The organism is Streptomyces sp. WM6378, assembly GCF_001279695.1.
Lineage (GTDB): Bacteria > Actinomycetota > Actinomycetes > Streptomycetales > Streptomycetaceae > Streptomyces.
On sequence record NZ_LGDD01000325.1, the window covers coordinates 14,706 to 41,460 of the forward strand.

Annotated in this window: 23 protein-coding genes and 1 pseudogene; 15 read left to right on the forward strand and 9 right to left on the reverse strand. The window is 68.9% G+C overall.

Features of this window, described 5'->3' with window-relative positions; all coding sequences use genetic code 11:
• Positions 1–6: 6 nt before the first annotated feature.
• From ADK54_RS48960 to ADK54_RS34480, 3 genes and pseudogenes are all read right to left on the reverse strand, one after another.
• Positions 7–603, reverse strand: a pseudogene (locus ADK54_RS48960) (nitroreductase); the annotation flags it as partial.
• A gap of 18 nt (positions 604–621) precedes the next feature.
• On the reverse strand, positions 622–999 hold the full coding sequence (locus tag ADK54_RS48965) for a hypothetical protein (RefSeq protein ID WP_420717455.1): 378 nt from the start codon (positions 997–999) through the stop codon (positions 622–624).
• A gap of 113 nt (positions 1,000–1,112) precedes the next feature.
• On the reverse strand, positions 1,113–2,006 hold the full coding sequence (locus tag ADK54_RS34480) for a pyridoxamine 5'-phosphate oxidase family protein (RefSeq protein WP_053729757.1): 894 nt from the start codon (positions 2,004–2,006) through the stop codon (positions 1,113–1,115).
• A gap of 167 nt (positions 2,007–2,173) precedes the next feature.
• Here ADK54_RS34480 and ADK54_RS34485 point away from each other — a divergent pair, with 167 nt between their 5' ends.
• Both ADK54_RS34485 and ADK54_RS34490 read left to right on the forward strand, forming a co-directional pair.
• The gene (locus ADK54_RS34485; protein WP_053729734.1) at positions 2,174–2,848 is read left to right on the forward strand and encodes a CBS domain-containing protein; all 675 of its coding nucleotides are present in this window, start codon (positions 2,174–2,176) and stop codon (positions 2,846–2,848) included.
• Positions 2,849–3,372: 524 nt separating this feature from the next.
• Complete coding sequence (locus tag ADK54_RS34490; protein WP_053729735.1) at positions 3,373–4,245, forward strand: universal stress protein; 873 nt, start codon at positions 3,373–3,375, stop codon at positions 4,243–4,245.
• 398 nt (positions 4,246–4,643) lie between these two features.
• Here ADK54_RS34490 and ADK54_RS34495 read toward each other — a convergent pair whose 3' ends face one another.
• Together ADK54_RS34495 and ADK54_RS34500 are read right to left on the reverse strand one after the other, a co-directional pair.
• On the reverse strand, positions 4,644–4,898 hold the full coding sequence (locus ADK54_RS34495) for a CBS domain-containing protein (RefSeq protein ID WP_420717456.1): 255 nt from the start codon (positions 4,896–4,898) through the stop codon (positions 4,644–4,646).
• Between the two features lie 118 nt (positions 4,899–5,016).
• Positions 5,017–5,448, reverse strand: a complete 432-nt coding sequence (locus ADK54_RS34500; protein ID WP_053729736.1) for an STAS domain-containing protein — start codon at positions 5,446–5,448, stop codon at positions 5,017–5,019.
• Positions 5,449–5,967: 519 nt separating this feature from the next.
• Between ADK54_RS34500 and ADK54_RS34505 the strand changes: the two genes are divergently transcribed.
• The 7 genes from ADK54_RS34505 to ADK54_RS46445 all read left to right on the forward strand — a co-directional run bounded on the left by ADK54_RS34505 (position 5,968) and on the right by ADK54_RS46445 (position 14,256).
• On the forward strand, positions 5,968–6,396 hold the full coding sequence (locus ADK54_RS34505) for a hypothetical protein (RefSeq protein WP_053729737.1): 429 nt from the start codon (positions 5,968–5,970) through the stop codon (positions 6,394–6,396).
• A gap of 887 nt (positions 6,397–7,283) precedes the next feature.
• On the forward strand, positions 7,284–7,820 hold the full coding sequence (locus ADK54_RS44095) for a DUF5994 family protein (protein WP_234392330.1): 537 nt from the start codon (positions 7,284–7,286) through the stop codon (positions 7,818–7,820).
• Positions 7,821–8,169: 349 nt separating this feature from the next.
• Complete coding sequence (locus ADK54_RS34515) at positions 8,170–8,679, forward strand: hypothetical protein (RefSeq protein ID WP_159047989.1); 510 nt, start codon at positions 8,170–8,172, stop codon at positions 8,677–8,679.
• Between the two features lie 884 nt (positions 8,680–9,563).
• Positions 9,564–10,406 (forward strand): slipin family protein, encoded by an 843-nt coding sequence (locus ADK54_RS34520; protein WP_053729740.1) that lies wholly within the window; start codon positions 9,564–9,566, stop codon positions 10,404–10,406.
• Between the two features lie 146 nt (positions 10,407–10,552).
• Positions 10,553–11,086, forward strand: coding sequence for a flavodoxin domain-containing protein (locus ADK54_RS34525; protein ID WP_053729741.1), 534 nt, complete (start codon positions 10,553–10,555; stop codon positions 11,084–11,086).
• Between the two features lie 479 nt (positions 11,087–11,565).
• Positions 11,566–13,896, forward strand: coding sequence for a heavy metal translocating P-type ATPase (locus tag ADK54_RS34530; protein ID WP_078966844.1), 2,331 nt, complete (start codon positions 11,566–11,568; stop codon positions 13,894–13,896).
• A 138-nt stretch (positions 13,897–14,034) separates the two neighbouring features.
• The gene (locus ADK54_RS46445) at positions 14,035–14,256 is read left to right on the forward strand and encodes a hypothetical protein (protein WP_234392331.1); all 222 of its coding nucleotides are present in this window, start codon (positions 14,035–14,037) and stop codon (positions 14,254–14,256) included.
• Positions 14,257–14,355: 99 nt separating this feature from the next.
• On the opposite strand, the gene ADK54_RS34535 is transcribed toward ADK54_RS46445, so the two are convergent.
• Entirely contained in the window at positions 14,356–15,366 is a 1,011-nt protein-coding gene (locus tag ADK54_RS34535; RefSeq protein WP_053729742.1) for an Acg family FMN-binding oxidoreductase, read from the reverse strand.
• A gap of 209 nt (positions 15,367–15,575) precedes the next feature.
• On the opposite strand from ADK54_RS34535, the gene ADK54_RS34540 reads away from it, so the two are divergent.
• The 4 genes from ADK54_RS34540 (at position 15,576) to ADK54_RS34555 (ending at position 20,062) form a co-directional block, all read left to right on the forward strand.
• Entirely contained in the window at positions 15,576–15,911 is a 336-nt protein-coding gene (locus ADK54_RS34540; RefSeq protein WP_053729743.1) for a hypothetical protein, read from the forward strand.
• A gap of 97 nt (positions 15,912–16,008) precedes the next feature.
• Complete coding sequence (locus tag ADK54_RS34545) at positions 16,009–16,521, forward strand: universal stress protein (RefSeq protein ID WP_053729744.1); 513 nt, start codon at positions 16,009–16,011, stop codon at positions 16,519–16,521.
• A gap of 284 nt (positions 16,522–16,805) precedes the next feature.
• Positions 16,806–17,156 carry a CU044_2847 family protein gene (locus tag ADK54_RS34550; protein WP_053729745.1) on the forward strand — a complete coding sequence of 117 codons (351 nt, stop codon included), beginning with the start codon at positions 16,806–16,808 and terminating at the stop codon, positions 17,154–17,156.
• Complete coding sequence (locus ADK54_RS34555) at positions 17,114–20,062, forward strand: AAA family ATPase (protein ID WP_053729746.1); 2,949 nt, start codon at positions 17,114–17,116, stop codon at positions 20,060–20,062. Before ADK54_RS34550 ends, ADK54_RS34555 begins: the two co-directional genes overlap by 43 nt.
• Here the strand turns inward: ADK54_RS34555 and glgX are convergent.
• From glgX to ADK54_RS34570, 3 genes are all read right to left on the reverse strand, one after another.
• Entirely contained in the window at positions 20,052–22,166 is a 2,115-nt protein-coding gene (glgX, locus tag ADK54_RS34560; protein ID WP_053729747.1) for a glycogen debranching protein GlgX, read from the reverse strand. The two genes, ADK54_RS34555 and glgX, sit on opposite strands and share 11 nt — an antisense overlap.
• Positions 22,167–22,665: 499 nt before the next feature.
• Complete coding sequence (locus ADK54_RS34565; protein ID WP_053729748.1) at positions 22,666–23,202, reverse strand: transposase; 537 nt, start codon at positions 23,200–23,202, stop codon at positions 22,666–22,668.
• Positions 23,203–23,277: 75 nt separating this feature from the next.
• Positions 23,278–24,084, reverse strand: coding sequence for an IS4 family transposase (locus ADK54_RS34570; protein ID WP_053729749.1), 807 nt, complete (start codon positions 24,082–24,084; stop codon positions 23,278–23,280).
• Positions 24,085–24,275: 191 nt separating this feature from the next.
• Between ADK54_RS34570 and ADK54_RS34575 the strand changes: the two genes are divergently transcribed.
• Both ADK54_RS34575 and ADK54_RS34580 read left to right on the forward strand, forming a co-directional pair.
• Positions 24,276–25,970 carry an IS1182 family transposase gene (locus tag ADK54_RS34575; RefSeq protein ID WP_267887060.1) on the forward strand — a complete coding sequence of 565 codons (1,695 nt, stop codon included), beginning with the start codon at positions 24,276–24,278 and terminating at the stop codon, positions 25,968–25,970.
• A 111-nt stretch (positions 25,971–26,081) separates the two neighbouring features.
• Positions 26,082–26,708 carry a hypothetical protein gene (locus tag ADK54_RS34580; RefSeq protein ID WP_053729751.1) on the forward strand — a complete coding sequence of 209 codons (627 nt, stop codon included), beginning with the start codon at positions 26,082–26,084 and terminating at the stop codon, positions 26,706–26,708.
• The last annotated feature ends 47 nt before the right edge of the window (positions 26,709–26,755 follow it).

A 26,755-nucleotide genomic window follows, 5' to 3' on the forward strand; every position in this document is an offset into this window, starting at 1 on the left:
CTCCCGTCAGGGCTGGATGTCGAGGATCTCCGGCACCGGGCGGCGTGGTGTGCTGGGGCCTTTGGGACCGTAGCCGAGGCGTAGCACCGTCTGTACGTGGCCGGTGCCGGATATCGGTTCCCGCAACGGCCAGCGCAGGTCTGGCCACTCCAGGGCCTGGGTGGCGAACGAGCTGGCCAGGCCTTCGAGCGTGGCCAGCAGCAGGACACGCTCCATGGCCTGGCCCGCGTGCACCCAGTCCTCGGGCCGGTCGTGGGCAGTGCTGAGCAGGGCCAGGTGAGGGGAGCGTTCGAACCCGCTCGCACGGCGGCCCTCCACCTGCCTGGGGCCGGCGAAGTCGCGCATCGGGGCCCTGCCGTCGAGCTTGCGCGGCCCGAAGGCGTACTCGGGGACCCCGTCCTGGGCCGTGTTCACCGCTGCGGTACCGATACGGGTCCACGCGGCGAGGTCCTCGTCGCTGCCCTGGTCGGTCAGATTGCGTGCCTCGGCCTCCTCGACCAGTTCCAGGACCGTCTGCAGATGCCAGGCGGTGGCGAAGGACAGCGATGCGCCCTCGCGGTCGGCGACATCACAGAGGGCCGTCCGCACGGCCTTCGGTATCTCCGTCTCCTCGAACGGGAATCAGCTGCTGTGCCGCTCATGGATCGCCGGATACAGCGAGGCGAGGTCGCTGTCGCCACTGCCGAGGCCGGTCAGCTGTACGGTCGCGAGCAGGGCCGGGTCGGCAGGGTCGGGCAGCAGCCGGGTGGCCGGGTACCAGCCCCCGTGGGCCACGGCGACCCGAAGGTTGAGCAGGGCGGCGCCGCAGCCGAGGTGCAGTGCGCGGGTGTCGGGGTCGGCGTGCGGCATGACGCGGTCGAAATCGGCGCGTACGTGGAAGGTGTTGCTGCTCTGGAAGTAGCAAAAGCGCCACGGCTGTGCGTTGTGCATCGACGGTGCGGCGGCAGCGTCGTGGACCAGGGCGGGTGCGCGTTCTTGAGGATGTGCTGGTTGGCTCACCGGAGTCTCCCTTCGCGCTTCGGCGAGCCCTTGGGTCTTGGGCGGGGCCCGCTCTTGCGGTCCCGGAACCCCGGCCACGTAACGCGCGCCGGGTGACGGTAGTCCGTGGCCGCTCATTGACCGGCCGGGCTGATGCGGCGCCCCGTGATGCGGGTGGGCCGGATCGACACCCACATCTCGCGTCCGCTGCCCGCCCAGGGCGTGGTGTGGGCGCGATCGGCCAGCCGTCGCACCTCGTCGGGCTCCGTGACAACCCGCGCGGGGCCGACGACGAGCACGCTCCAGCCCTGGCTCATGGCCTCGTCCACATGGTCGACCTCGAAGGCGACCTCCGATCCCACGGCTGCCGCAGGAGCCGAGCCCGGTGCGGTCCGGAAGGCGATCGCGTCGTCGACGACCTCATAATTGACCGGGATGACCGCCGGGCCGTCGGGCGTCGACACCGCGACGCGCCCGACACCGTGCGTGGAGAGCCGGGCGCGGCATTCGTCGGGGCCGAGGTCCCGCAGTCGAGGGTGCAGGAGTGCCCGGCCCTGGCCTGGGGGAAGATCGATGCCGCCCCCGCGCAGGGCTGCGACGCTCGTGCCGAGCGCGTCGGCCAGCTTGATGAGAGCGGCCACGCTCGGGTCGGCCGGCCGTTCTTCCAGGTACGTCAGGTAGTCCGGCGCCATTCCGGCGCGGCGGGCTGTCTCTGCCCGGGTCAGTCCCTGCCGCTCGCGCTCGGCGGCAATGCGTCGGCCGACGTCACCGGGATTGGGCACCCTGCGCGGCGGGGTTGTGCCGGACACGGCACCTGCCTGCTCACCTGCTGCGCGCTGGTGCTCGATGTGATGAACATGTGCGTCAGGCCCGGGGAAGACGAGTGTCACCTCGTCCGTGTCCGACCAGCGCACGTCATAGGGAGGGGTTCCGTCCGAGTGGTGGAGTCCGACAATCTCGCCGTCGCGCCGGGTGGCGCCGGTGGCCGGGCTTTCGACAACGAGTTGATCGCCGAGTTGAGCTCGCATGATCGCCACCGCTTCCTCAAAATGGTGCTGTACCCAACGTGCCACGCGCGACGCTCCACCGCATGGGCTGACAGACCCCGATCCGGGACCGGCTCCTGAGAGGGTCCCTCCGACACCCTCGGCACGTGACCGCCCCTGGGTGTCACCACCCGGAACGGAGAGGCGAGATGCACCACCGTACGGTCGATGAGCTCATGACCCGCAACGTCGTCCGGGCCCGGCGCGACACACCGTTCAAGGAGATCGTCAAGCTGCTGGCGGACAACGACGTCACCGCTGTACCTGTGGTCGACGAGCTGGACCGCCCCATGGGCGTGGTGTCCGAGGCCGACCTGCTGCGCAAGTCCTCCACCCAGGCCGACTCGACCGGCCGGACACCGATTCCGCATCTGGAGGCATGGGAGCGGGCCAAGGCCGAGGGCGCGACGGCCGAGGAGCTGATGTCGGCTCCCGCGGTGTGTGCCCGCCCGGAGTGGACGGTGGCCGAGGCGGCCCGCCTCATGGCGGTCCAGAACGTCAAACGGCTGCCGGTGGTGGACGAGGCGGACCGGCTCCAGGGCATCGTCAGCCGCGGTGACCTGCTACGGATCTTTCTGCGCCGGGACGACGCCATCCGTGACGAGCTCACCGGGGACGTGCTGCAACGTACGCTGCGGCTTCTCCCCTCGGAGGTGACGGTCGAGGTGCGCGAGGGGCGGGTGACCCTCGGTGGATCCGTCGAGGCCAAGAGCCTCATCCCCGTCATCGAGCGGCTGTGCCGCAGCGTCGACGGCGTCGTCTCGGTCGCCGAGCACATCGCGTACCGGACCGACGACTCACAGAGTTCCCCCACGGGCACGTGAGACATCACGGGGACCGGGGCGGAGCAAGGGCCGATGGCACCGCCCCCGGCCCTTCGGGGGATACACCGGGCAGATGGGCCCTCGCGGAAGGCTAACCGCACCGCCGAACCACTGCCCTCCCCATCCTCGACGCCGCCCGACGTGCCCGAACCGGGCGCCCCCGGCACTCCGCCCCGCCGCGCACCACGACCACCAGGCAGTCGGCGCGGGCGGCCACAGCCACACCGACCGAGCCCCGAACGAGCGCGTCGAAATCTCCGAGTCCCCTGGACCGGAGGACCGGCGCGAAGGCGTTGCGCCCTCTGCCGCTCAGGGCGGACACTGCGTTCTCATGCGACACCTCGCTCGACGGCCGAACCGCGGGTGCGCTCTGCCAAGTCCGTTCCGAGCTCATGCCGTACCCAGGGACGACATGCGCCACAGACAGATGTGGGGTAGTCCTCGAATGAGAAGCGCCATGCCCAGCGCACCGGCACGGACACGCTCACCTCATTCCAGCCTCGTACGAGACGGAGACAGGCGTCATGGAGCCAGTCATCACCGTGGGCCTCGACGGCTCACCCGAGAGCCTTGCCGCCGCTCACTGGGCCGCCGACGAGGCCGAGCGGCGCAAGGTCACGCTGCGCCTGCTGCACGCGTGGCCCCAGCTGGTGCCGGAACCCACCCGTGTCCCGGCGGAGCTCGATCACAACTACTGGGCGAAGCGGATCGTGCAGAAGGCACGGGAAGAGCTCCAAGCGCGCCACCCGGGCCTCACCATCCTCACCAACCTGGTCGCCGAGGATGCCGAGACCGCACTGCTTCAGGCGGCGTCAGAGTCCCAGATGCTCGTGGTCGGCTCACGAGGGCTGGCACTCGCCGAGAGCTATTTCCTGGGCGACATCAGCATGTCCGTCGTGGCACGGGCCGAGCAGCCGGTGGTCCTGGTGCGGGCCGGAGCGCGCGAACAGGAGCCGTCGTCGGCTTCGGGTGGGGCGGACGGAGTAGTGGTGGCACTGAAGCTGCACGGTCCGAGCGACGAGCTGCTCGGGTTCGCGTTTCGTGCCGCAGCGGAGCGGGGGGTTCCCCTTGAGGTCGTCCATGGCGTAAACGTGCCGCTCTTCGCGTACGTCCCCTGGGGCTTGGACCACAACGTCATCGACGCGATCACGAAGGACACACAGAAACACCTCGGCCCTGCCCTCCGCTCCTGGCGCGAGAAGTTCCCAGGCGTGGAGGTGACGGACAGCCTCGGCTTCGAGGGCGCCTCCAGGGCCGTCGTACAGGCCGCTCAGGGAGCCGGGCTGCTGGTGGTTGGCCGCCGCAGGCACCGTCCCCCGCTGCCGCGCCTGGGCCCCGTGACCCAGGCCGCCATCCACCACGCGCGCTGCCCCGTCGCCGTCGTCCCCCACGACTGAGCCGAATCACCACAGGGAGCCCCGGCCTCCGGATGCACGCGGGTCTCACCTTGAACGCCACACCCCACAGCGCCGTGCCCAGCCCGAGCCCGGTTGCGGCAAAGGACCAGTGGTCTGTGTCACGGCCGTGCGCCTCGACACCGAAGTCCGTGCACAGGGGGCACGGCGCGGCGTACGATCCGAGAACTCACGCCCAGCTCGGAATGAGCGGGAAAGCCGCTCTGGACGACGTCCTGAAGCCCTTACGTGACAAGTGCCCGGCTTGTCGGTGTCACGTCCTGAGCGAGTATCGGCCACGCCAAGGCGACACACCGCGGCCTACCGCTGTGCACAGATCGTCTCGACGAAGTGGCCCACCTGCTCCTCGGACGGGTGCCGGGCAAGGTCAGCCTCGCTGATCATCCCGACGAGGCGGTGATCGGCTTGCCCTGTGCGAGCTGCCCGGCTGTCATGTGGTGCGGGTCCTTGCCGATGGCCAGGCACTTCAGCACGATGTCGCGGTCGGTGATGATGCCGTGCAGACGGTCGTCGGGCCCGCAGATCGGCAGTGCGCCGACGTCCAGTTCGCTCATTCTCCGGGCCGCGTCCATGAGCGTCTCGGTCTCCTGTACGCATGTGGCCCCGCTGTGCATGATGTCGTGTGCGGTGGTCATGACTGCCTCCTGGCGCCTGCCTGTACCCCGTTTCCAGTTTGGGGTTCGGCGAGGTGACCCGCTCGTCGGCGCGGAGATCCACGGGCACTTCCCAGCCATGAGGGGCATGCCCAGCGGGTCACGAAATGGCGTCGGTGGTGCCCTCGGTGGGCGGGGGGCTGTCGGGGCCAGGGTCCGGCCCATGGGCCGGGGTCGGCCGGCCGAGCACCTCTTGCAGTGTGCGAGCGGGATGGAAGACATCGGCAAGGTGGACGGTATGCAGGATCCGCAGCGTTAAGGGGTGAGGGCAGACCAGGAGCAGGTGCCCGTCTCGTTCCTCGGCCTGGCGGCGGGTGCGGCAGAGCAGATGGAGCCCGGAGCCGTCGAAGAACTCGGTCGGGGTCAGGTCGATGATGATCCGCGGTCGGGGTTCCGCGGTCGCGGCGTCCAGGTGCGGAATCATCTGGACCGCGGCGGCGATATCGATTTCGCCGTGGAACTCCAGGACGGTGTAGGCGCGGGTCCAGTGCGTACGCAGGTGAGGGGTCGGGGGTGGGACGCGGTGCCTCATGGCATCACCTCGGTGGCAGCGGCCGGCCCCGGCAGGGACAGGGGCATGAGTACGGCTGGGGGCCACCGGGGTCCGGGGTGGTGATGACTCCCGGCAACCCTATGAAGCCACTGATGGCAGCGGAGCAGAGAACCGATTCTCTTGTGCGAAGAACCCACTGGTCAGGTGAATACCGGCGGTAGGGCTTGACATGCACGCCGACAGATCGCTCCAGCACCGCCGGGACGGCCAGCCGGCGCGGTCGCGCATGGCGCCGAAGGGTATGGCCTCAGCCTCACGATGAGCGTAGCGTCCCTGGTAGGTCCCAGACCCCGGCCGCTCGGCGAACGCGTGAAACCGCAAAGAGACCAGCCAGAGCCGGCCCCTTCCCACGGCTGACCGCATTTCGCGCTCACACCTCGGGAGGCAGACATGGGACGCGCCAGCCACCTGACGCTAGTACCAGACTCCGCAAGCGCGCAGCGGAACGCCCCCGCCGCCGCGCTGTCGGCTGCCCCACAGTCCTGGGCGGGGCAGCGGATGACGATCGCATTGACGGCGCGGTGCGTCCACGACAGCAACACGATGGTGGCCCAGACCGTCGGCGCGGTCCTTGCCGCGACCGGAGCACCCGCCTGGCTGACCTGGCGCGTGGAGGAGACCGCCCGCGTCGCAGCCCAGTACGTGGCCGGCCACAGCGAAGCGTCCTGCTACCGGCTCCTGGTTCACGCGGACACAGACGGCGTCACGGTGTCGGTCACCGACAGCGACGAACCCGCGATGGACGACTCACCTGCCTGGCTACCCATTCTGCACACCAGCAGGTACGAACCACCAGGAGCGCGACACGACGCCCAGCCGCCCGCCAACCGGTACGCCACCAGCGCCATGCTCCTGGAACGCACCCCGGACGGACATATACGACTGGGCTCCCGCACCCCCTGGATCCGCCCGGACACCACCGCGTGAGCTGCGCTGCACCCCGCCAGCGGATTCGGCTGCCGTCGCTGCCGCTCCACGGAGTCGTGGACCGATCCATCGAATGACTGCTGTGGCTGTGGCCGACGCGTTCGGGGTCACATCAGCCAGTGGCGAAGAAGACTGCTCCGCACAGGGGGCACGGCCGCCACCGGGCCGGACCACTTCCCGCGCGCCGTCCCGTGGTCGTGCATGGGCGGACGCGGCAGTAGCCGACGCCATCCCGCTGCGGCGGCTACTGCCCGGCAGCTGCGAACTGCGCCGCCTGAGAGGCCGTCAGCGAGCCCGGCAGTTCCTCCGGGGGGGGAGCCTCTGAGGACTGCGGTCGGCGACGGCATCCTCTACTGCAAGCGTGCCCCGTTCGTCGTGGCGACGGGGTTGCCGAACGGCTCTGTCCAGGGCCGACCGGCTCTGGAACAGGACCGGCCTGCGCGGGCGCCGCCCGGCCTTGGCTCCCCCCAACTGCCTGGCGGGCCCGCTCCTCAACAGGCAGCCACCAGGAGCGCGGGATTATCCCAGGTCCAAGCCACCTGGAGATTCAGCGAACCGGGCCCCCTCTGTCGACACTACGTACCGTGAACTTCAGGCCACTGGTTCGAGGCCTGGATGGCGCGGGACACCAGTCCCGTCACGGAACTCGCACCCCGATCGGTGCACAGCGTTGACAGTCTCCCCGTCGCCGCGCCCGCTCCCTCGGTCACGGCGGATATCCGACGCTCCTGCCACACTCGCCCCAGAGCCTGCGCTGCCCCATTCGCAGTGAAACTCCCGGTCAACCCGGTCAGAGTCGGTTCCACAAGTGTAGAATTAAAGTACCGGGTTCCCGGCGACCACGAAGAACCGGGCCAGCCGACAGGCAGCCCGAGGTGGGGTCCGCCATGACCACAGCCCTGGACCTGACCGTGCCCCGCGACCTGGGTGCAGGGCTAGCGGCACGCTTGTCGCTTACTCCGAAGACCCCCCTTGCCGGCCAGCTCGACGGCGTTTGGTGGCCCTACTCGCGCGGTCTGGAAGCCGAGCTTCCCCCGCTCGCAGCCGCTCTCGACGAGCCCTGGGGGCGGATCCCCCACGTCACCGTGAACCCGACCCACTGGCCCGTCATCCCGCACAAGGTGCCGGTCGCCGGACACACCGTCCACGTGGGCTGGTTCACCGAACAGCACCCCGACAAACTGATCCTGCTCTGCTGCACGGTCGGCCGCTGGGACCTTCTGGTGATCCCGCCCGAGACCGAACCCGCCGCCGCAGCCCGCCTGATAAACGCCGCAGCGATCCCCGGCAGCATCTTGACCGCAGGCGTCCCTGATGGCGCAACGAAGCCGCCATCGCACGCGGCATCCGCAACACCCCGAAACGCGAAACAGCCTGGGAAACCGAAGGCGGCACCTGCATGTCCCCCTCCGGGACCCCGATGAGCCGACCCTCCTCGCCACCCCCTGCAAACACCTGAGCCCCATGGGATGCGTGGGGGAAGACGCCAGGCACGGAGGCATGCCCGGGCGCTACCACGCCTCCTGCGGATACGCCGGCCCATAATCGTGGCGTACGGATGTACTGGATTCGCGGCTCTTTCCCGACGCCTGAGGCATGCGGCCAGCGGATGGCGGGTACGCGTCTGCCCCCTGCCCCGGGGGCAGCGTAGTGTCTGAGAGCCCCCAGCCCCCGGGCGTCTTGATATATGCGCGTGACTGTTGGGGCGTCAAACCGGCCCCGCCCTTGCAGCCCCCGCCGTGGTCATGACCGTGGATTAGAGGGGAGTCATCAATGGGACGCGCCGTCAGCATGAGGGGCCTGCCCCGTATTGAGGACCACACGACTACATCCGGCACCCACCTCCCCGTACGGCATCTCGCGCTCTCCTACGAAACGCCGCGGCTGCCGGGAAGCCAGGCAGCACTGGCCGAAGTGGCCACCGCTGCCCTGCATTCCGCGGCAATACCGACCTGGCTGGCACGCAGGCTGAGCGAAGCGGCACGCGTCTCGGCCCAGTTCATCTACGGGCACACCAACGCCGCCCGTTACCGGCTTCTGATCACCGCGGATGACATCGGCATCACCGTGGCGGTCACCGACTACGACGATCTGCCAGTCGCCGGACGGCCCGCCTGGCTGGACGTCACCCGCACCAACATCCTTCAGCAGGACGGCATCCGACCCGGAACCGACCCCCTCACCCGCCACACTCCCGACGACGGCCTGCGCCTGCATCGCACCCCCGACGGACACATCCGCCTCGGCTGCCACGCACCCTGGTACACCACCGCAGGCACCTGACCTTCCCACACCTGCCCGGCCGCACGCCCCGCGTGTCAAGCGGTCAGGGCCCCAAGGCACGTGGCCGACGATGGGGATCGGGAAAACCGGCCACGCGCCCCGGAGTGTGCCGTGCGGCGCGAGCCCGCCGCACGGCACACTCCTCGAACGAACACCTTCCGGGCTGGTGTAGCCGCAAGGGCAGCACGGGCCCCGTCACAGGGGGCACACCATGGACGCCTCAGCCCAACAACCACCAGCCGCAGATCGCGAGCAGCCTGTCCTGCGCCTACGCTCGCGGCGACTGACAGGCGACGCCGACGGAGAGCTCTCCGCCCTCTGGTGGCGGCTCGAGGGGACCAGAGCGCGCTTGCTGCGAGGAGCCGTCATGCAATAGGCGCTCGCCGTCATCGACATCTAGAACAAGTAGATCATCAACAACCTGCTCCCCACCTCCTGCCCTGGACAAGAGTCAAGCCAACATCGCCGCCGCAATGGACACAGACACAGCCACCCGAGCAGGCATTCCCGTGATCGTGGCCCAGCTTGCCGCCCTCGCGGCGGCTCCGTACTTCGCCCGGCAGTGTCGTGGGCCGACTGGCAGCGGAACCGGTCGTAGCCGTGTCGTCCGAGGAACGGGTTCCTTCGTCTGTCGCCGCCAGGTCCGTGAGTCGAGAACGGCCCCTGGCCCGGATGGGAATGATCCTGCGGGATGGGCCGTCCGGCCCCTGTCGGATGCCAGGGCACAGGGCGATGCTCAAGGCAGAGTCCGCACTTGTGTTCCTTGAGGGCCCTGATCCATTGACCGCCGACAGGGCGCATCAGTCCTTTCCCGGGCAAAGAGCAGCGGTGCCTCCGCATTCATGCGGGCGTAACGCGGTACCCATTCGCGGAGGAGCAGCATCATGGGAGTTCTGATATTCGTTCTGTCTGTCGCCGGCCTTCTGGTCGTCGTGGCTCTGGCCATGGCGGTCAAGGTGGTGACGCAGTACGAAAAGGGGGTGCTGTTCCGGTTCGGCAGGCTGGTCGGGACGCGCAATCCCGGGCTGCGTTTCATCATTCCCTTCGTGGATGTGCTGCGCCGGGTGTCGTTGCGGATCGTGACGATGCCGATCCAGTCGCAGGGCATCATCACCCGGGACAACGTCAGCGTCGACGTGTCGGCGGTGGCCTACTTCCGCGTGGTCGACGCGGTGAAGTCGGTCATCGCCATCGAGAACGTGCATGCGGCAATCGACCAGATCGCCCAGACCACCCTCCGCAAAGTCGTCGGCCAGCACACCCTCGACGAGACACTGTCCGAGACCGACCGCATCAACCTCGACATCCGCGAAATCCTCGATGTCACCACGACCGAATGGGGTGTTGAAGTCACCCTGGTCGAGCTGAAGGACATCCAGCTGCCCGACAGCATGAAGCGGGCCATGGCCAAACAGGCCGAAGCCGAGCGCGAGAAGAGGGCAAAGATCATCAACGCCGAGGGCGAATCGCTGGCCGCCGCGGCACTCGGCGACGCCTCGGACACGATGATGGCTCACCCGCTCGCGCTCCAACTCCGCAACCTGCAGAGCCTGGTGGAGATCGGCGTCGACAAGAACACCACCGTCGTCTTCCCCGCCCCCCTCATGAGCACCATCGGCGAACTCGGCGCCTTCCTCGCCCGCGAGGCAACCGCCGCCACGGTCCCGGTCAAGGCCGTCGACGTGCTGAAGAACGGCCCCCAGCCGGTAGTTACCCAACGCAGCTGATCACCGTGTCGTCGACACCCGCGGCGCATGGGAGGTATGCCGCGCAGACAGCCGCCGGAAGAGGGGCCGTTCGGCTCCTGCCGGGTGTCGGCTCGTGGAGGGATCCTCAAGCGACTGCTGAGGAAACTCCGAGAGGGACGATCACCATGACATGCAAGGTGCTCGTCGCCTACGCGACGAAGAATTGGTCCACGGCTGAGATCGCTCGCACGATCACGCAGGTCCTGCACGAAGAGGGCCGCAATCCCGAGATGCTGCTGGTGACCGATGTCGTCGATGTCCAGGCGTACGACGCCGTCGTCATCGGAAGTCCGCTCTACGAGGGGCGGTGGCTCAAGGACGCTCAACGGTTCCTCAAGGACCAAGGTGAAGCACTGCGCAAACAACCGGTGTGGCTGTTCAGCAGCGGTCCCCTCGACGATTCGGCGAACGGCGGGGGCGTCCCGCCCGTCCCGGACGTGCACCATGCCCTCATCCGGATCAACGCGCGGGGGCACGTCACCTTCGGTGGCTGCCTGCGGGACGATACGAAAGGCTGGGTCGCCCAGGAGCTTGTCAGCTCGAGGAAGCGCGGGGACTTCCGCGACTTCAAACAGATCTCCACGTGGGCCCAGGACATCGCCACGGCATTGACCGAAAGACCACGGACCCGCCCGAGAGTTACCGCACAGGCAGGCTGACACCGCCCCACAGGCCGCCCGGGGTGAGGCGACGGTGGCGCAACCTGCTGCACCGCCGGTCAGACGCTGTCGGCTGACCGTCGTGATGTGAGCCCTACGGTCTCAACCCGCCGCGGGGCAACCGCGCGCGTCGCCGCTTTCCCTGCGGTCCTTTCAGACCTTTCTCGCTGCTTCTGACGGTCAACTTCCCGGGCCGGGAGCGGTAGGCACTGGGAGCTGTCGCACGAGCGGAGACCGAGGCGATGACGGCAGTGGTCGCGGGCCAGTCCTCTGAAGGGGCCGTCGTCGAACCGCCCGGGACGGCTGATCCCCGGCCTGCAGGCGCTGACCGGTTCCCCTCTGTAGCCCGTTCGGCACTGCTGCCGGCCGGTGTCCGTGTGCTGCGATGGCCAGAGTCCGGCGTCCGCGTCAGCCGGTCCGGCCCAAGAGCCGGACCATAGGTCGGGCGTCGGTGGTGTCGACGACCACCAGGGAGTGCCATGAACGTTCCGGGCGCCGACCGCCGGCCCGTGCCGTCTGTCCAAGAGGCCGGACCCGGTCGGCTGAATGCCCTGCTCTTGATCGCCGTCACCGGGCTGCTGGTGGCAGGAGGCATCGCGTGGGCAGTGGGGGCGAGCCGGGTCGCGGATCTCTGCTGGGGGGCCGGTACGGTCGCCGCCGTGGTGCCTGCGGTGGTGTGGGTGCTCAGCGCGCTCCGGCACGGCCGCTCGGGCGTGGACCTGATCGCGGTGCTGGCCCTGGCCGGCACCCTGGTGGTGCACGAGTACCTGGCCGGAGCGCTGATCGCGCTCATGCTGGCCACCGGCCGGTCGCTGGAGTCCGCGGCCGCACGGCGTGCCACTCGGGACCTGCGGGCCCTGTTGGAACACGCGCCCCGCTCGGCCCGGCGCCGCGTGGGTGAAGGCGTGCAGGTGGTACCGCTGGGCGATGTCGCGGTGGGCGACGTGCTGGTGGTGGCACCCGGTGAAGTCGTGCCCGTGGACGGGGAGTTGGCAAGCATCTCGGCAACGCTGGACGAGTCGGTGCTCACTGGCGAGTCGCGTCACGCCGAGCGCCTTCGGGGTGACCCGGTGCGCAGTGGCGTGGTCAACGCGGGCGGAGCCCTGGAGGTGCGGGCGACCGCCACGGCAGAGAAGAGTACGTATGCGGAGATCGTCCGGCTGGCCCGCGACGCCCGCGCCGAGTCCGCTCCTGTGGTGCGCCTCGCCGACCGCTACGCCGCTTGGTTCCTGCCGTTGACCACGTCCATGGCGGGGCTGGCGTGGTGGATCGGGGGCTCCGCCCAGCGGGCGGTCGCGGTCCTGGTGGTGGCCACCCCGTGCCCGCTGCTCCTCGCGGCCCCCGTGGCGATCGTCTCGGGTCTCTCCCGGGCAGCCCGCCGGGGTGTGGTCATCCGGGGCGGCGGCACCCTGGAGACACTCGGCCGGGCCCGCACTCTGGTGCTGGACAAGACCGGCACGCTCACCACCGGCCGGCCCCGCGTCGTCGACATCGCCGCGGCACCGGGCCGACAGCCCTCCGAAGTACTGCGGCTGGCCGCCTCGCTGGACCAGATGTCCGCGCACGTACTGGCCCGCGCCATCGTGGTCGAGGCTGACCGGCGCGGCCTCGAACTGTCGCTGCCCGAACAGGCCACGGAGGAGCCCGGGCGCGGGATCGACGGCACAGCGGACGGACGTCGGATCACCCTGGGCCGCCGGCCGGCCGGCGCCGACCGCCCCGGCTGGGCGCGGACCGCGGACAACCGAGCCACGCTGGACGGCGCGGCCGTCGCCTGGCTCACCGTCGACGGCGCCCTGGCCGGCGGGGTACTGCTGCGCGACCCGATGCGGCGGGACGCCGCCCGAACCGTACGCAGACTGCGCGCGGCGGGGATCGAGCGGCTCCTCATGCTGACAGGCGACCGGGCGGAGGCCGCCCGTGAAGTCGCACAGGTCCTCGGCGTCGACGACGTACGGACCGAGCAGACCCCCGCCGACAAGGCTGCTGTGGTACGCGCCGAACGGGCCGGGGCCGTGACGGTGATGGTCGGCGACGGCGTCAACGACGCCCCGGCGCTCGCCGCGGCCGACGTGGGCGTGGCCATGGGGCAACACGGCTCCAGTGCCTCGTCGGAGGTGTCCGACGTGGTGCTCACCACCGACCGGCTCGACCGCCTCGCCGACGCCGTGGTGATCGCGGTACGGGCCCGGCGCATCGCCGTGCAGAGCGCGTCGGCCGGCATGGCGATGTCCCTCGCGGCCATGGTGGTGGCGGCCTTCGGTCTGCTGGCGCCGGCCGCGGGCGCCCTGCTCCAGGAGGGCATCGATGTTCTGGTCATCCTGAACGCGCTGCGCGCGCTCGGTGGCGGCCGGGTGGCGGGACCTGTGCTGGAACCCGGAGCCGAGCACCTCATCGAGCGGTTCGCCGCCGAACACGATGACCTGAGGGAGGTCCTCGAACTGATCCGGAACGCCGCCGACCTGCTCTCGGACGACGCGGGGCCCAAGGCGCTGGCCGTGGTGCGCGAGGTGGAACGGGCGCTCACGGAGCGGCTGCTGCCGCACGAGGACGCGGAGGAGCACCAGCTGTATCCAGCACTCGCGGTGGTGCTCGGCGGCCCGGAGGCGACGGCGACCATGAGCCGCGCCCACGCCGAGATCGAGCGCCTGGCCCGGCGCATCCGCACCCACCTCCTGATCGCGGGACCGGACGCCGTGCTGCAGACCGGTCAACTGGCCGACCTGAGGGCCTGTTTGTACGGCCTCTACACCGTGCTGCGGCTGCACTTCGTCCAGGAAGAGGAAAGCTACTTCTCGCTCACCTCGTGAACAGCCGGGTGGAAACACGGCAGTCGGCGATCTCTGCAGCACGCCCGCCAGAATCCCGGAAGGCCGACCTAACCTGGCCCGGTCAGGCTTGATCACCCGCCTGCCAGGTAAGCCGCGTTGCCGTGGCTGCGCTCATGGATGCTTCAGGAACTTCAAACCGAACGCGGCAAATACCAGGACGATTCCGATGTTCACCATCAGCCGCTCCCAGAACTGGTGCCTGAAGAACAGAACGTCCACGCCAACCACGACAGCTACGAGCGCGAGCACGTAGAGCACGACGACAGCCTGTCTTCCCATCCTTCCTTTCTACTACGTGCGGTCGTGGTGGGAGTGAAGCCGGAGCAGCACAATCTCTGAACACAGGCGAGGCGATGGACCGTTGTATAGCGGCAGTAGCCGTGCCGTATTCCGTTGTTGCGTCGGTCAATTGAGGGTCTGTCAGATCCGTTCGCCAACTCATGCTGCCTTCTCCGGCAGGATCGAGAGCACGTCGGTCGTCGGTCTGCGTGCGGTAGAACGAGCTGGGACCCGGTATCCGAGGCGCAGGATCATCTGTGGATACCGGCCGAGGGTGATGGTCCGGCGGATCTCGGCCCGGTGCGACGGCAGCTCCAGCGGTTGGGTGTGGAAGGCCGCCGCGGCCTTGTGGGCGGCCGCGTACAGCAGTACGCGTTGAAGTGCCTGTCCAGCGCGCAGCCAGTCCTGGCGGTCGTCGTGCCGGGTGGCCAGAACAGCGATCAGCCCGGCCGAACGATCCCATGCCCGTATTGGTGCTGAACCGGGCAGAACGGGAGCAGATGCCTGTCCAGTGTAGTCACGCCCGGCGAAGGCCGTGCTGTCCGGGTGGAACGGCTTGGCGTCCGGGGGTACGCCGTCCCGTCGGTGGGTGCATGGCCTGGTCGCCCAGCGGGCCAACTCCGCCGCACGACAGGGGTCGGCGCGCTGCGTGGTCTCGGCCGCCCGTAGCAGACCGGCGAGGCGCTCGTAGTCCGCGGCACCGTGCAGCGTCAGGAGTTCGGCGCCTTCGGCCCGGGCGTGGAAACGCAGTTCGTCGATCAGCGGGAGCGACAGCGGGTCGCGCTGGAAGGGGCCCCGGTGGGTGTGCCGATGGCCCATGGCCTGATGCATCAGCTCCTCGTCCGCACTCGGTGGGGCGTACGGGCCCCAGCGGATGTGGGCAAGCAGAGAGGCGACTCCGGCGACCGGATACGGGCGCACATCGGGCAAGAAGCCGAGGCGGCGCATGGCGAGGCGCAGGTTGAACAGGGCCGCGCCGCAGCTCATCACCATCTCGCGGCCGTCCGGATCGGCGAGGGGCAACTGGCGCGTGGCGTCGGTGAAGAGCCAGATCTCCTCGCCGCGGCTGACGAAGCGCCACGGCTGGGTGTTGTGGAGTGAGGGTGCGGTGACGGCGGCGCGGACGAGGTGATTGGCCGCGTGGCCGGGCCGCGCACAGGTTCCGGTCATTGCGCACCTTCCTTCGTGGCGAACCCATCTGTTCGCAGGGTCCGTCCGGCGGCAGTCGGCGGACAGGGGCCTGATGACCCGTTGAGGGGCCATACGGCCCGTGTCGCCGCATCGCCCCGCAGCGCAGCATGGAGCTGAGGACGATGTGAGCTTCCCACGGCAGCCGCCGTGTGGATCGGGGAAGGATCAAGACAGGAGGGGAGCAACTCATGTACGCGTTCGGCATTCTCGCCTTGTTGGGGCTGGCCGTGCTCGTGGTGGCGCAGGTCGCCCACCGGTACCTCTCAGCAGCCCATGAGTTCTGGGCCTTCACCCTGGTGGCGCTCGGTGTGGGCGTGGCATGGCTGGCGAACTTCGACCTCTTCGGCACCTGGGGGATCGACGTACGCAACGCCACGATCGGGACTACGCTCACCGGACTCGTCATCGGCGGAGCGGGATACTTCTGGCGCGAGGTGCTGCACTTCTTCGCCGGTCTTTCCCGCAAGCTGACCGATGAGGCGAAGACCCTGGAGAAGGCGCAGCAATTGCGCAGGGCCGCCTGAACCGGCGGCCTCACCAGGGCGCGGGACAGGTATCGCGAGCAGCGGATCCTGCCCCGCGCCCGCCGCAACCGGAAAGGGCGAACTGGCGGAGGCCGCCATGACAGAGGCAACGGACTCGATGGAACACGGCCTGGTCGTCGGGGTCGACGGATCGCCCGGTTCGATTGCGGCCCTGTCCTGGGCGGCGGCCGAGGCACGATTGCTCAATGTGCCGGTGGTCGCTGTGCATGCCTGGCAGCCCACCGCGGCTCTGCGAGCCCCTTATGCGCCCCACTCCGGCGTGCCCACGGCAGGTGAGGACCGTGACCGTGCGGCCTCGGTCCTCGAAGGAGCGGTGGCACGGCTCCGTGAGACCGACCCTTTGGCGCCGGTGCGCGCCCTGCTGGACCAGGGCGCGCCGGTCGCCGTGCTGTTGCGGCGTGCGAGCGGCGCCCGGCTGCTCGCGCTGGGCCGCGGGTCGCGTGACGATGTCGGGCTGCCCGCGCTGGGCCCGGTGGCACGCGAGTGCGTACGTCGCGCGTCGTGCCCCGTGGTGACCGTGCCTGGGCCCGGGGTCACGCGGCCCGCTCAGCCGCTCGTTGCGCACCCGGCCGCGGCCGTCCTCGTATAGCCGTCGATGGCCTGCCGCAGACCATGCGGGGGGATTCCGGTTCGTGCAAAGGGTCGTTCGGCCCCTTGACACGCCGGGCAGGGCCCAGCGTGACAGCGCCCCAGCCAACAGGGCTGCGAGGCAGTGACCAGCGGTGCATCCATCATGCCTGAGACATCAACGTGTTCTCCGCCCGTTCATGCAGCACGGCCAGACACCTGCGGCACTCGCCGTCGCCCGGGTGCGGGACGCAGGCACAACGGTGACGATGGGAGTACGAGGCCCGTACGCAGGAGGGGACATCGATGACCGAACTGGTACGTATCCCGCTGGACAACGGGGAGTTCATGGTGGCCGAGGTGGACCAGGGCGACATCCCCGAGGAGGCCGTGGTCCTTGCGTCGCCCGAGCCGGGGCGGTCGATGGCTCAGGCGACGCACACCTTACAAGCGAGCCTCCGCAGTCTTCGACCTGCCCTGGCAGGGCTGGCGCAGGCACTCGACGCGCTCGCGCCGGAGACGGTATCGATCGAGTTCGGCGTCAAGCTGGGAGGCGAGACGGGGGTGATCCTCGCCAAAGGGACCGCTGAGGTCCACTTCACCGTGAACGCCCAATGGACTCCTCACCCTTCGAGCACGGCGTCGCCCGGTGCATGATGGAGACTTCCGGTACGGCAGTGGTCCGGTTCCGCGCTCCCGACGGTGCAGTGGTGGGGCACGGCGTCCTCGTTGACGAAGAACACGTCGTCACGTGTGCCCATGTCGTCAATGCCGCCCTCGGCCGCCCGCTCCGCAGCGTCGACGATGCGAGGGGGCAGATCGTACGGCTGGAATTCCCACTGCTCGCCCAACTAACGGCCCTGGCACCGGAACGCCGCGCCAGGGTCGACGCGTGGGAGGGACCCGGAACCTCTTTCGACGGGCTGGACGTGTCCGGGCTGACCCTCGTGGGCGAGCCCAGGCCGATCGGCGCGACCCCCATTCCCTTGGCCCACGGGGACCGCACAGAAGGCGACGTCCTGCTGTTCGGGCCGGTCGAGGGCCGGCCTGGGGGTTGGGTGTCGGCCCAACTACGCCCCCTCGTCAAGCAGTTCCGGCAGCAGATCGACCAGCGGGCCCAGGGGGTCCACGTGGCCCAGCCACGCTACAGCGGCACTCCGGTCCTCGACCCGAAGGCGGGGCGGGTCCTGGGCATCCTGGTGGCCGTCGCGACCGCCCGTGACGACGCAGCCGTCTACGCGATACCCGTGACCGCTCTGACAGCTGCGTGGCCTACCGCCTTCGCGCCGCTCCCCGCGTCTCCGTACAAAGGTCTGGAAGCATTCGGCGAGGACGACTCACACCTCTTCTTCGGGCGCGACGCGATGACCGACGAGCTGGTCTCAGCCGTGAACGCCGGCAGCCTCGTACCGGTCGTTGGCGCGTCAGGGACCGGCAAATCCTCGCTGGTCCAGGCCGGTCTCGTACCGCGTCTTGCCGCAGGGCGGACCGACTGGCGATGCGTCACGATCAGGCCCCGACCTCAGCTGGGGACCGCGCTGGCCGCGGGCTTTGCCCGCGCGTCAGGCTCTCCTGACCTGGTGCCCCTGCCCGATCTGGAGGCATGGCAGACCCGCATCGATGCGCTCGGGCTCGCCTCCGCCGGTGACCTGGTGCTGTCCGCCACCGGCGCGCAAAAGCTGCTGATGGTCGTCGACCAGTTCGAAGAGGCCGACGAATCACCGGCCACGCGGGCAGCGTTCGATCTGCTCACCGATCTCTCCGCGTGCGAACAGTCCGCCACGGTGGCAGTACTGACGCTCAGGGAAGACGCCTTCGGGCGACTCTTCGTGCGTCCGGGACAGTTCGGCGAGGCGCTGCGGCGGACCGCCGTGGCTCTGCGAGGCATGTCGGTCGACGAACTAAAGGAGGCAATCTTCAGACCCGCCCAGCTCCGCGGCCTGACCGTCCACGAGCGGCTGGTACACCGGCTGGCCTCCCTCGTCGAAGGGCGCCCGGGAGCCCTCCCCCTCCTGGAGTTCACCCTTGACCGCATGTGGGCGACCCTGGAACGCGGGCAGGCCATCCTGTCGTTCGAGGCGTATGCGGACATTGGTGAACTCGATGGAGCTCTGGCCGAATACGCCGACGGTGTACTGACGGCGCTCACCGCTGAGGAGCGCTCGCTCGTACGACGGCTCTTCCTCAATCATCTGACCGCGCCGGACCAGCCGAACGTCCGCCGGGTAGCCGGCCGCTCGGAGCTCCGACCCGCCGAATGGGGCATCGCAGTCCGGCTGGCCAACGAGCGGCTATTGACGACGACCCACGGGGAGGAAGGCGAGGAGACGGTGGAGGTGGTGCACGAAGCACTTCTCGACGCCTGGGGCACGCTCGCCTCCTGGCTCAAGGAGGAGGAACCGTTCCGTAACTGGCGCCGCATGCTCACCTACGCCATGCGGCGCCGCGACGCTGGCGACGAGTCCGCCGTGCTGACGGGGCCGTTACTCGCCGACTCCGAACGCTGGCTGGAGGAGCGCCCCTCCGACGTCACTGTCGACGAACGCCACTTCATCAGTGCGAACCGCGACCATCAGGACCGCGAAGAGCGCAAGTACCGCATGCTGTTCGAGGAGTCCCTGGTCCGCACCCTCACGCTGGCGGCGCAGCGCGCCGACGACGCGCGAGTCGCCCTGCTGCTCGCCGTAGAGGCGCTGGAGCGTTCGGCCGAACCGGATGTCGACTTGTTGGTCCGCTCACGCTTGCGTGAGCTGGGCGTGAGCGAGCGAGAAACCGTACAAGGCACGGAGTACGAGGGCGATCTGCGTCGCACGGCCAACCGGATGCGACTCCGCGCATGGGCGGAGGGGCCGCCCGGAAGGTGGTCGGGTCCGGTTGAGTCCGAGCGCCACTGGGTGCTGGGGGCCGGGGGAACCAGCGTGCTCATCGACGAACGGGGCCGGGTGCGGGTCCGCTGGAGCGCCTCGGACGGTGCGGTCGACGTACCTCTCGCAGCGCCGGCGGTGATCGCGGCTTGCACGGAGGCCGCGACGGCGCTGTGCCTGGGCACGGAGTTGGGTGAACTGCACCTGTATCAGATCACCGGCTCCGTGGAGGAGATGTGGCAAATCCTTCTGCCGAGCGCGGCGACCTGCGTAGCAATCGACGGCCAAGGCAGCAAGGTGGCAGTGAGCTGCGATGACGGGATCACAAGGGTATTGTCCGCGCAGGCGGGGGGCCACGTGATCCTCGGGCTACCGTCGCCCGGGTTCGTGGAGGATCTCGACTTCGCGCCGGACGGACTCGCCCTCGCGGTCCAGAGCTCGGCAGGTCGCATCACCGTCTGGGACCTCGCCTCGGGCGAGCGCCGCTGTGCCGCCGATGCCCCCATGGGCCATGTCGTCTTCAGCGCCGACGGCGAGTACCTGGTGGCCGAGGGGCCCAGGCCGGACGGTACGGCCACGGTGGTGCGGCTGCCGCTCCACGCGGCGCGACTCGCCGCCAGGGCTCGCCAGGTGGCGGGCCGGGACCTCACGGATGACGAGTGGCGGCGCCATGTCGGAGTCCGGCCCGTCACGCCGTAGGACGCTGGAGGATGAGGAGACTGTGGTCGATCAGCGTCAGCCGCTCTCCACCCTCGGCCTTCGGCCCCCGTGCCGACAGTCCGCCTTCCGCACGGGCCGTGTCGACCACCACCTGCCACCGTCGGCCGTGGTTGACGGGCAGCACGAACTGCACTGGTTCCGACGAGGCGTTGAACATCAAGAGGAAGGAGTCATCGATGATGCGTTCTCCGCGGGCGCCCGGCTCTGAGATCGCGTTGCCGTTGAGGAAGACCGTCAGCGCCTGGACCTGTACCGAGTCCCATTCATGGTGTTTCATCTCCTCGCCCGTCGGCCTGAACCACATGATGTCGGACAGCTCGTCGTGTGCCCCCTGCACAGGCCGCCCGTGGAAGAATCGGCGTCGACGAAAGACGGGATGATCACGCCGGAGCCTCACCATCAGCCGGGTGAAATCCAGCAGAGGGTGCCCGTCCTCGGGCCACTGGACCCAGGACAGTTCACTGTCCTGGCAGTGGGCGTTGTTGTTCCCGTGTTGGGTGCGGCCGAACTCGTCTCCGTGGCTGAGCAACGGTACGCCCTGCGAGAGCATCAGAGTGGCGATGAAGTTCCGCATCTGGCGCGCCCTCAGTGCGAGCACGTCCGGGTCGTCGGTGTCGCCCTCGTCCCCGCAATTCCAGGATCGATTGCGGCTCTCCCCGTCCTGATTGCCATCGCCATTGGCCGCGTTGTGCCGCTCGTCGTAAGACACCAAGTCGTGGAGCGTAAATCCGTCGTGGCAGGTCACAAAGTTGATCGAGGCCAGCGGGCGCCGCCCATCCGCCTGGTAGATGTCCGCAGACCCCGTCAGCCGATCGATCAGTGCGGCGGGCGTCACGCCCTTCCCCTGCCACAGATCGCGCACCGTGTCACGGTATTCCCGGTTCCACTCGGCCCACAGCGGCGGGAAGTTGCCTACCTGGTAGCCACCTTCGCCGACATCCCACGGTTCCGCGATCAGTTTCACTCGTGAGACCACGGGGTCCTGCTGTACCAGGTCGAAGAACGACGACAGCCGGTCGACCTCGTGGAACTGTCGTGCCAGGGTCGCCGCAAGATTGAACCGGAACCCGTCGACGTGCATCTCGGTGGCCCAGTACCGCAGCGAGTCCATGATCATCTGGAGGACGTGCGGAGAGCGCATCAGCAGGGCGTTGCCCGCACCCGTGGTGTCGACGTAGTAGCGGGGGTCGTCGGCGAGCCGGTAGTAGGAGGCGTTGTCGATGCCCCGGAAGCACAGCGTCGGGCCCAGGTGGCCGCCCTCGGCCGTGTGGTTGTAGACCACGTCCAGGATGACCTCGATCCCGGCCTGGTGCAGCGCCCGCACCGCGGACTTGAACTCCAGGACCTGCTGACCGCGGTCGCCCCACGAGGCGTACGCGTTGTGCGGTGCGAAGAACCCGATCGTGTTGTAGCCCCAATAGTCCTTGAGCCCCATCCCCACTAGACGGACGTCACTGAAGGACTGGTGCACGGGCATCAACTCAAGGGCAGTGACGCCCAGTTCGGCGAGGTGGCCGATGACTGCCGGGTGTGCGAGCGCCGCGTAGCTGCCGCGCAGCTCCTTTGAGACCTCCGGATGCCGCATCGTCAGGCCCTTCACGTGCGCCTCGTAGAACACCGTACGGTGGTACTGGGTGCGCGGCAGCCGGTCGTCTCCCCAGTCGAAGTACGGATTGACGACGACAGACGCCATCATGTGCGGCGCCGAGTCCGTGTCGTCTCGCCGGTAACGTGACAGCCCCACTTGGTGCCCGAACAGGGACGGGTGCCAGTCCGGAGTCCCGGAGACGGCCTTGGCGTACGGGTCGAGCAAGAGCTTGGCAGGGTTGCAGTACACGCCTCGGAATGGATCCCATGGCCCGTGCACCCGAAAGCCGTACCGCTGCCCCGGTGAGACGCCCGGCACGTAACAGTGACGAACGAACGCATCAGCTTCCCGGATCTCCACTGCCGTCTCCGAACCGTCATCGTGCAGCAGACACAACTCGACGCGGTAGGCGGCCTCCGAAAAGATCGCGAAATTGGTGCCGGTGCCGTCGTACGTGGCACCGAGCGGATACGCCTCTCCGGGCCAAACCTGCACGCCCCGCGCCCCCTTCCGGCAGGCCTTGCGTAACGCGGTCAAAACAACGAGAGCACAACCAAGAGAGCTGCGCGCCAGAGAACGACAAAACAAGTCCCCTACGGTCACCGAGCAGGTGGCAAACGTGAGCCTCCCGGGCGCCGGAGCTACGACAAGAGCGCTCCGTCCGGCTCGCCCCAGAACGGCAGGAGCACCGAGGGCGGATCAACTACGCCGGCCGATGCACTGTTGCCGTAAGCCCCAAGAACACACCGTCCCGGGCACGACAGCCGCCCGCCCTCACGGCTTCATTGACGGGGGTCGTGTCCCGCTTCGTAGCGTAGGGGATCAAGCTTTCCGCGTTCCGGTACGCGGCCCCTGCCGATCTCCGCAGAGGCGGCCTTCCACGAGGCGCCCTGCTGAGGCGAGTTGGACGCCCCGTCCGGCGGAGCCGTCACGCCCGACCTGCGGATTCCGGCGCCTTGATCGGCTACACCACGAAGAGGCAACGCCAGTGCGTTTAGCCAGGTGGTGCCTTGTCAAGGACGCCGTCCGTGATGATCGTGGTGTGGAGCGTGTAGCTCATGCACCTGCGGGGATGACGGTGGCGGGTGAAGGGATACTTGCTGTGCCGTTTGCGCATCCGTGCCTTCAGTCGGTGGCGGGGCCGTGGCGGGTGGAGGTCGGTTAGGGCAGCCTCGCCGATGAAGCCCACCAGCGTGGCCGGGACCGTGATCGGTAGGAGCTCACCCGCGACGATGGTGTCGGCGGCGGCCCGTAGCAGGACCGTGAAGCTGATGCGGTGTGCGGGTAGTTCCTCGTGGACGAAGACGAGGTCGTCCGCGGTGCGGATCAGGGCCTGGTAGACCGTGAGGAGGGCGTGCAGCTCCTGCTCGATGCCGGGCACGGTCCTCGATCGCAGGATCCGGCCGTCCAGGATGGTCGACTTCAGCGAGAAGTAGCAGGTCTCGGCTTCCCAGCGGCGATGGTAGAGCTCGATCAGCTCGTGGGCGGGATAGCGGTCGGCGTCGAGCAGGCTGGTGATCAGGCGCCACAACTCGGTGTGCTGGCTTCCGTCTTCGAGACGGACGGTGATCCAGGCTTCGATGATCCGGACCTGCAGGCGTCGGCCCTATCCTCGGCCGGCGCGGTAGTGCTGGGAGCAGATGAAGGTCAGGTAGGAGCCGTCCGGGAGTACGTGCCGGGTGGTCGGGCGACGTTTGCGGGTGGAGCGCAGCAAGAACGCGGCACCGGTCTCGGACACCGCGTTGAGGAAGTCCACCGCGTCGTAGTAGGCGTCGGCCAGCAGCAGCATGGAGGCGTCGAGACTGGCCAGGAGGCGGTGAGCGTAGGACAGTTCGTCGATGCGGTCGGAGCCGAAAGCAGCGTCGAGCAGGGCGCGGGTGCCGCACTCCACCAGGGCCACCAGGCGGAGCATCGGATAGCCGAACTCCTTCACCTCACCGATGTGCTTGGGGAAGTGCCAGGTCACGGCGGGATCGTCGGGGACGCACTGGGTGGTGCCGTCCAGGGCGACCAGGCGTCGCCCGCGGTAGAACGAATCCCGTCGAGCCGGAGGCGCGACGGGACCTGCCAGGACCTCGAAGAGCCGGTGCAGCGGTGCACTGCCCAGCCGGCGTCGCGCACGCGAGAGCGACGACGTACACGGGCGTGCCGTCGCGACCTTGCCGAGCCCCGCGGTCAGCTTCGCCCACACCCCGGTATGCGAGACATGTTCGAACACGGCGAGCGTGAGCACGAAGTACACCACCACCCGCGCGGGCAGCAGCCGTAACCGCCGTTCCTGAGTTTCGGTCTCGTTGACCACGGCATCGACCAAGCACGGGTCAATGATCTGGGTCAACTCGCCCAGATGACCGGGTGCGTACAGGTCCAGGGCTGTTCCGCCGAACCTGATGCTGACAGAATTCTGCGACAACGGGACCTCCAGGACGCTCGCGATGGCTTCGACGCCAACGCGAACTACCAGAGGTCCCGTCCCCTTGACAGGGCGCACACGTCCTTAACGCACTGGCGTGACTCCGTTGGTGATGTTGGTGGGGTGCTGACGTCCAGTGCTGTGGAGTAGTTGACTGGTTGGAGCGGGGCGGCTCGGTGGGGGTGGTCGCGATGTCGTTGCGTCCGGAGAGTTTTCAGCGAATTCCGGTGCGGACAGTGCGGACGGCGTGGGCGGCATGTCCGAAGGGGACGCCGGCGATGTTGGTCCGGGACCGGCTGGATGTGCTGTTCGAGGATGAGGAGTTCGCGGCCCTGTATCCCTCCGATGGCCGACCGGGGTTCTCGCCGGGGCAGTTGGCGCTGGTGTCGGTGTTGCAGTTCGCGGAGAACCTGTCGGACCGTGCGGCCGCGGATGCGGTCCGCACGAGGATCGACGTCAAGTACGCGCTGGGGCTGGAGCTGGAGGATCCAGGGTTCGACTATTCGGTACTGTCCGAGTTCCGGGCCCGGCTGGCCGAAGGGGATGCCGCCGACCGGCTGCAGCGCCTGGCGGAGGCCGGGCTGCTGAAGGCCGGCGGCCGTCAGCGCACCGACGCCACCCATGTACTCGCGGCGGTGCGCACGCTCAGCCGGCTGGAGTTGGTCGGGGAGAGTCTGCGGGCTGCGTTGGAGGAGCTCGCCGAGGCCGACGGGGACTGGCTGCTTACGCTGATCGAGCCGGAGTGGGACAAGCGTTACGGACGCAAGGTGGAGATCGGCAAGGTCCCCGGCGGGAAAGCCGGGGTCACCGCCCTGGCGGAGACTTTCGGCCGGGACGGGCAGAAGGTCCTGGCCGCCGCCTGGGCACCGGACGCCCCGCCCCGGCTGCGGGTGTTGCCGCAGGTCGAGATCCTGCGCCGGGTCTGGGTCCACCACTACTACTGGGACCCGCGCGGCCATCTGCGCTGGCGCGACGGCCACGCGCTGCCCCCGGCCAGCTTGCGGTTCGACTCCCCGTACGACACCGATGCCCACTACTGCGTCAAACGGGACACCGTCTGGTCCGGCTACCGGGCTCATTTCACCGAAACGTGCACTGCAGGGCTGCCCGAGGTGGTGGTGCACGTGGCCACCACGATCGCCCCGGTCCAGGACGGCGAGCTCACCCAGAAGATCCACGACGACCTCGCCGAAGGTGGCCTGGCCCCGGCCGAGCACGTGGTCGACGCCGCCTACATCAGCCCCGCGCAGATCGAACGCGCCCGCCGGGTGCACGGCATCACCCTGCTGGGCCCGGTCGTGCCCGACCACAGCCACCAGGCCAAGGCCGGCAGCGGCTTCGACAAGTCCGCCTTCACCATCAACTGGGAGCGGCGGCAGGCCACCTGCCGCCAAGGGGCCGTCAGCCGGGAGTGGGGGCCGCTGCGAATCAGCGGCCACGACTACATCCAGGTCAAGTTCGGCAAATCCACCTGCCTGGCCTGCCCGGTCCGGCCCCAGTGCATCGCTTCCGCGACCCGCCCGCGGGCGCTGTCCCTGCTGCCCACCCGCGAACTCCACGAGATCCAGACCAGCAACCGCCTGGACCAGTACACCAAGGACTGGCAGCGGCGTTACGCGATCCGGGCCGGCATCGAGGCCACCCTCTCCCAGAACGTCCGCAACTGCGGCCTGCGCAGGGCCCGTTACCGAGGGCTCGCCCGCACCCACGTCCAGCATGACCTGACCGCCCTGGCCTGCAACCTCACCCAGATCGCCGACTGGATAGCCGAGCCGACGGCCGTCCACCGCCGGGCAACCCGCTTCCATGCCCTCTGCACCGCCGCCACATGCCCCCAGAAGATCACCAACGGAGTCGCGGTATTGGGTCTAGGGCCTGTCCGATAGGTGGCTTCGACACCCTGACGTCCGCGACCAGCAGATGCCGCCGTCAGAAGCGATCTGCTGGCTCACCGGCAGCGTCGCCGGGCGGGTCCCGCGGCTTGAGAGAATGGCCAGATGCAAGACATCTACGGCCTTTCCGACATGGACGAAGTGCCTCCGGCACTGCGGAGCCTCCTCGGGGCGGACAAGGCCGAGAGGGCTGCGCGGGTCCTGACGCCCGAGGAGGCTGCGTCATTCGCCAACTGGGCACGCGTTCCCGCCGAGACCGAAACGCCCTGGCTGGCCGCACTGTCCGGTGACGACGGCCTCCTTGGCTTCGAGCCACCGGCTCGCCCTGACAGCGCCTGGATCCTGCACGCCATGTACGAGGACCCGCGGCGCGCGGGCGCCCCATCCGGCGCAGACACTGCGATCGACACGGAAGGCGCCAACGACTGCGACGATGAAACGGACTGGGCCGCGCATCCCGGACCTGACTGGCAGCGCCTGCGCTGGTCCGAGCTGGCCGAACGCATCGGCGACGCGATCGTCGAGGAAGGCTCCTATCCCGACCGATACCAACTGCGCTCGTGGCACTCCAAGAACCACGGCTGGCCGGACAATATCCTGTGGTCGAACGAAGGCAGCCTCGACTGGGAAACCTGGCACCGACTGATCGACCTGCTCATCGGGCACAGCCCGGACGGCCCCGACACTCGCTACCTGGTCCACTTCTGCCGAAACGGCCCGGTTCTCGTATAGCTGCCGCCAAGTGGCGAGTAGCACTGAGTAACCCTTTGGCAGCGGAT

Coding starts and splice junctions, on each gene's coding strand:
- ADK54_RS34480 (WP_053729757.1), bottom strand. CDS start 2,006: ATGCGAGCTCAACTCGGCGATCAACTCGTTGTCGAAAGCCCGGCCACC.
- ADK54_RS34485 (WP_053729734.1), top strand. CDS start 2,174: ATGCACCACCGTACGGTCGATGAGCTCATGACCCGCAACGTCGTCCGG.
- ADK54_RS34490 (WP_053729735.1), top strand. CDS start 3,373: ATGGAGCCAGTCATCACCGTGGGCCTCGACGGCTCACCCGAGAGCCTT.
- ADK54_RS34495 (WP_420717456.1), bottom strand. CDS start 4,898: ATGACCACCGCACACGACATCATGCACAGCGGGGCCACATGCGTACAG.
- ADK54_RS34500 (WP_053729736.1), bottom strand. CDS start 5,448: ATGAGGCACCGCGTCCCACCCCCGACCCCTCACCTGCGTACGCACTGG.
- ADK54_RS34505 (WP_053729737.1), top strand. CDS start 5,968: ATGACGATCGCATTGACGGCGCGGTGCGTCCACGACAGCAACACGATG.
- ADK54_RS44095 (WP_234392330.1), top strand. CDS start 7,284: ATGACCACAGCCCTGGACCTGACCGTGCCCCGCGACCTGGGTGCAGGG.
- ADK54_RS34515 (WP_159047989.1), top strand. CDS start 8,170: ATGGGACGCGCCGTCAGCATGAGGGGCCTGCCCCGTATTGAGGACCAC.
- ADK54_RS34520 (WP_053729740.1), top strand. CDS start 9,564: ATGGGAGTTCTGATATTCGTTCTGTCTGTCGCCGGCCTTCTGGTCGTC.
- ADK54_RS34525 (WP_053729741.1), top strand. CDS start 10,553: ATGACATGCAAGGTGCTCGTCGCCTACGCGACGAAGAATTGGTCCACG.
- ADK54_RS34530 (WP_078966844.1), top strand. CDS start 11,566: ATGAACGTTCCGGGCGCCGACCGCCGGCCCGTGCCGTCTGTCCAAGAG.
- ADK54_RS46445 (WP_234392331.1), top strand. CDS start 14,035: ATGCTTCAGGAACTTCAAACCGAACGCGGCAAATACCAGGACGATTCC.
- ADK54_RS34535 (WP_053729742.1), bottom strand. CDS start 15,366: ATGACCGGAACCTGTGCGCGGCCCGGCCACGCGGCCAATCACCTCGTC.
- ADK54_RS34540 (WP_053729743.1), top strand. CDS start 15,576: ATGTACGCGTTCGGCATTCTCGCCTTGTTGGGGCTGGCCGTGCTCGTG.
- ADK54_RS34545 (WP_053729744.1), top strand. CDS start 16,009: ATGACAGAGGCAACGGACTCGATGGAACACGGCCTGGTCGTCGGGGTC.
- ADK54_RS34550 (WP_053729745.1), top strand. CDS start 16,806: ATGACCGAACTGGTACGTATCCCGCTGGACAACGGGGAGTTCATGGTG.
- ADK54_RS34555 (WP_053729746.1), top strand. CDS start 17,114: ATGGACTCCTCACCCTTCGAGCACGGCGTCGCCCGGTGCATGATGGAG.
- ADK54_RS34575 (WP_267887060.1), top strand. CDS start 24,276: ATGTCGTTGCGTCCGGAGAGTTTTCAGCGAATTCCGGTGCGGACAGTG.
- ADK54_RS34580 (WP_053729751.1), top strand. CDS start 26,082: ATGCAAGACATCTACGGCCTTTCCGACATGGACGAAGTGCCTCCGGCA.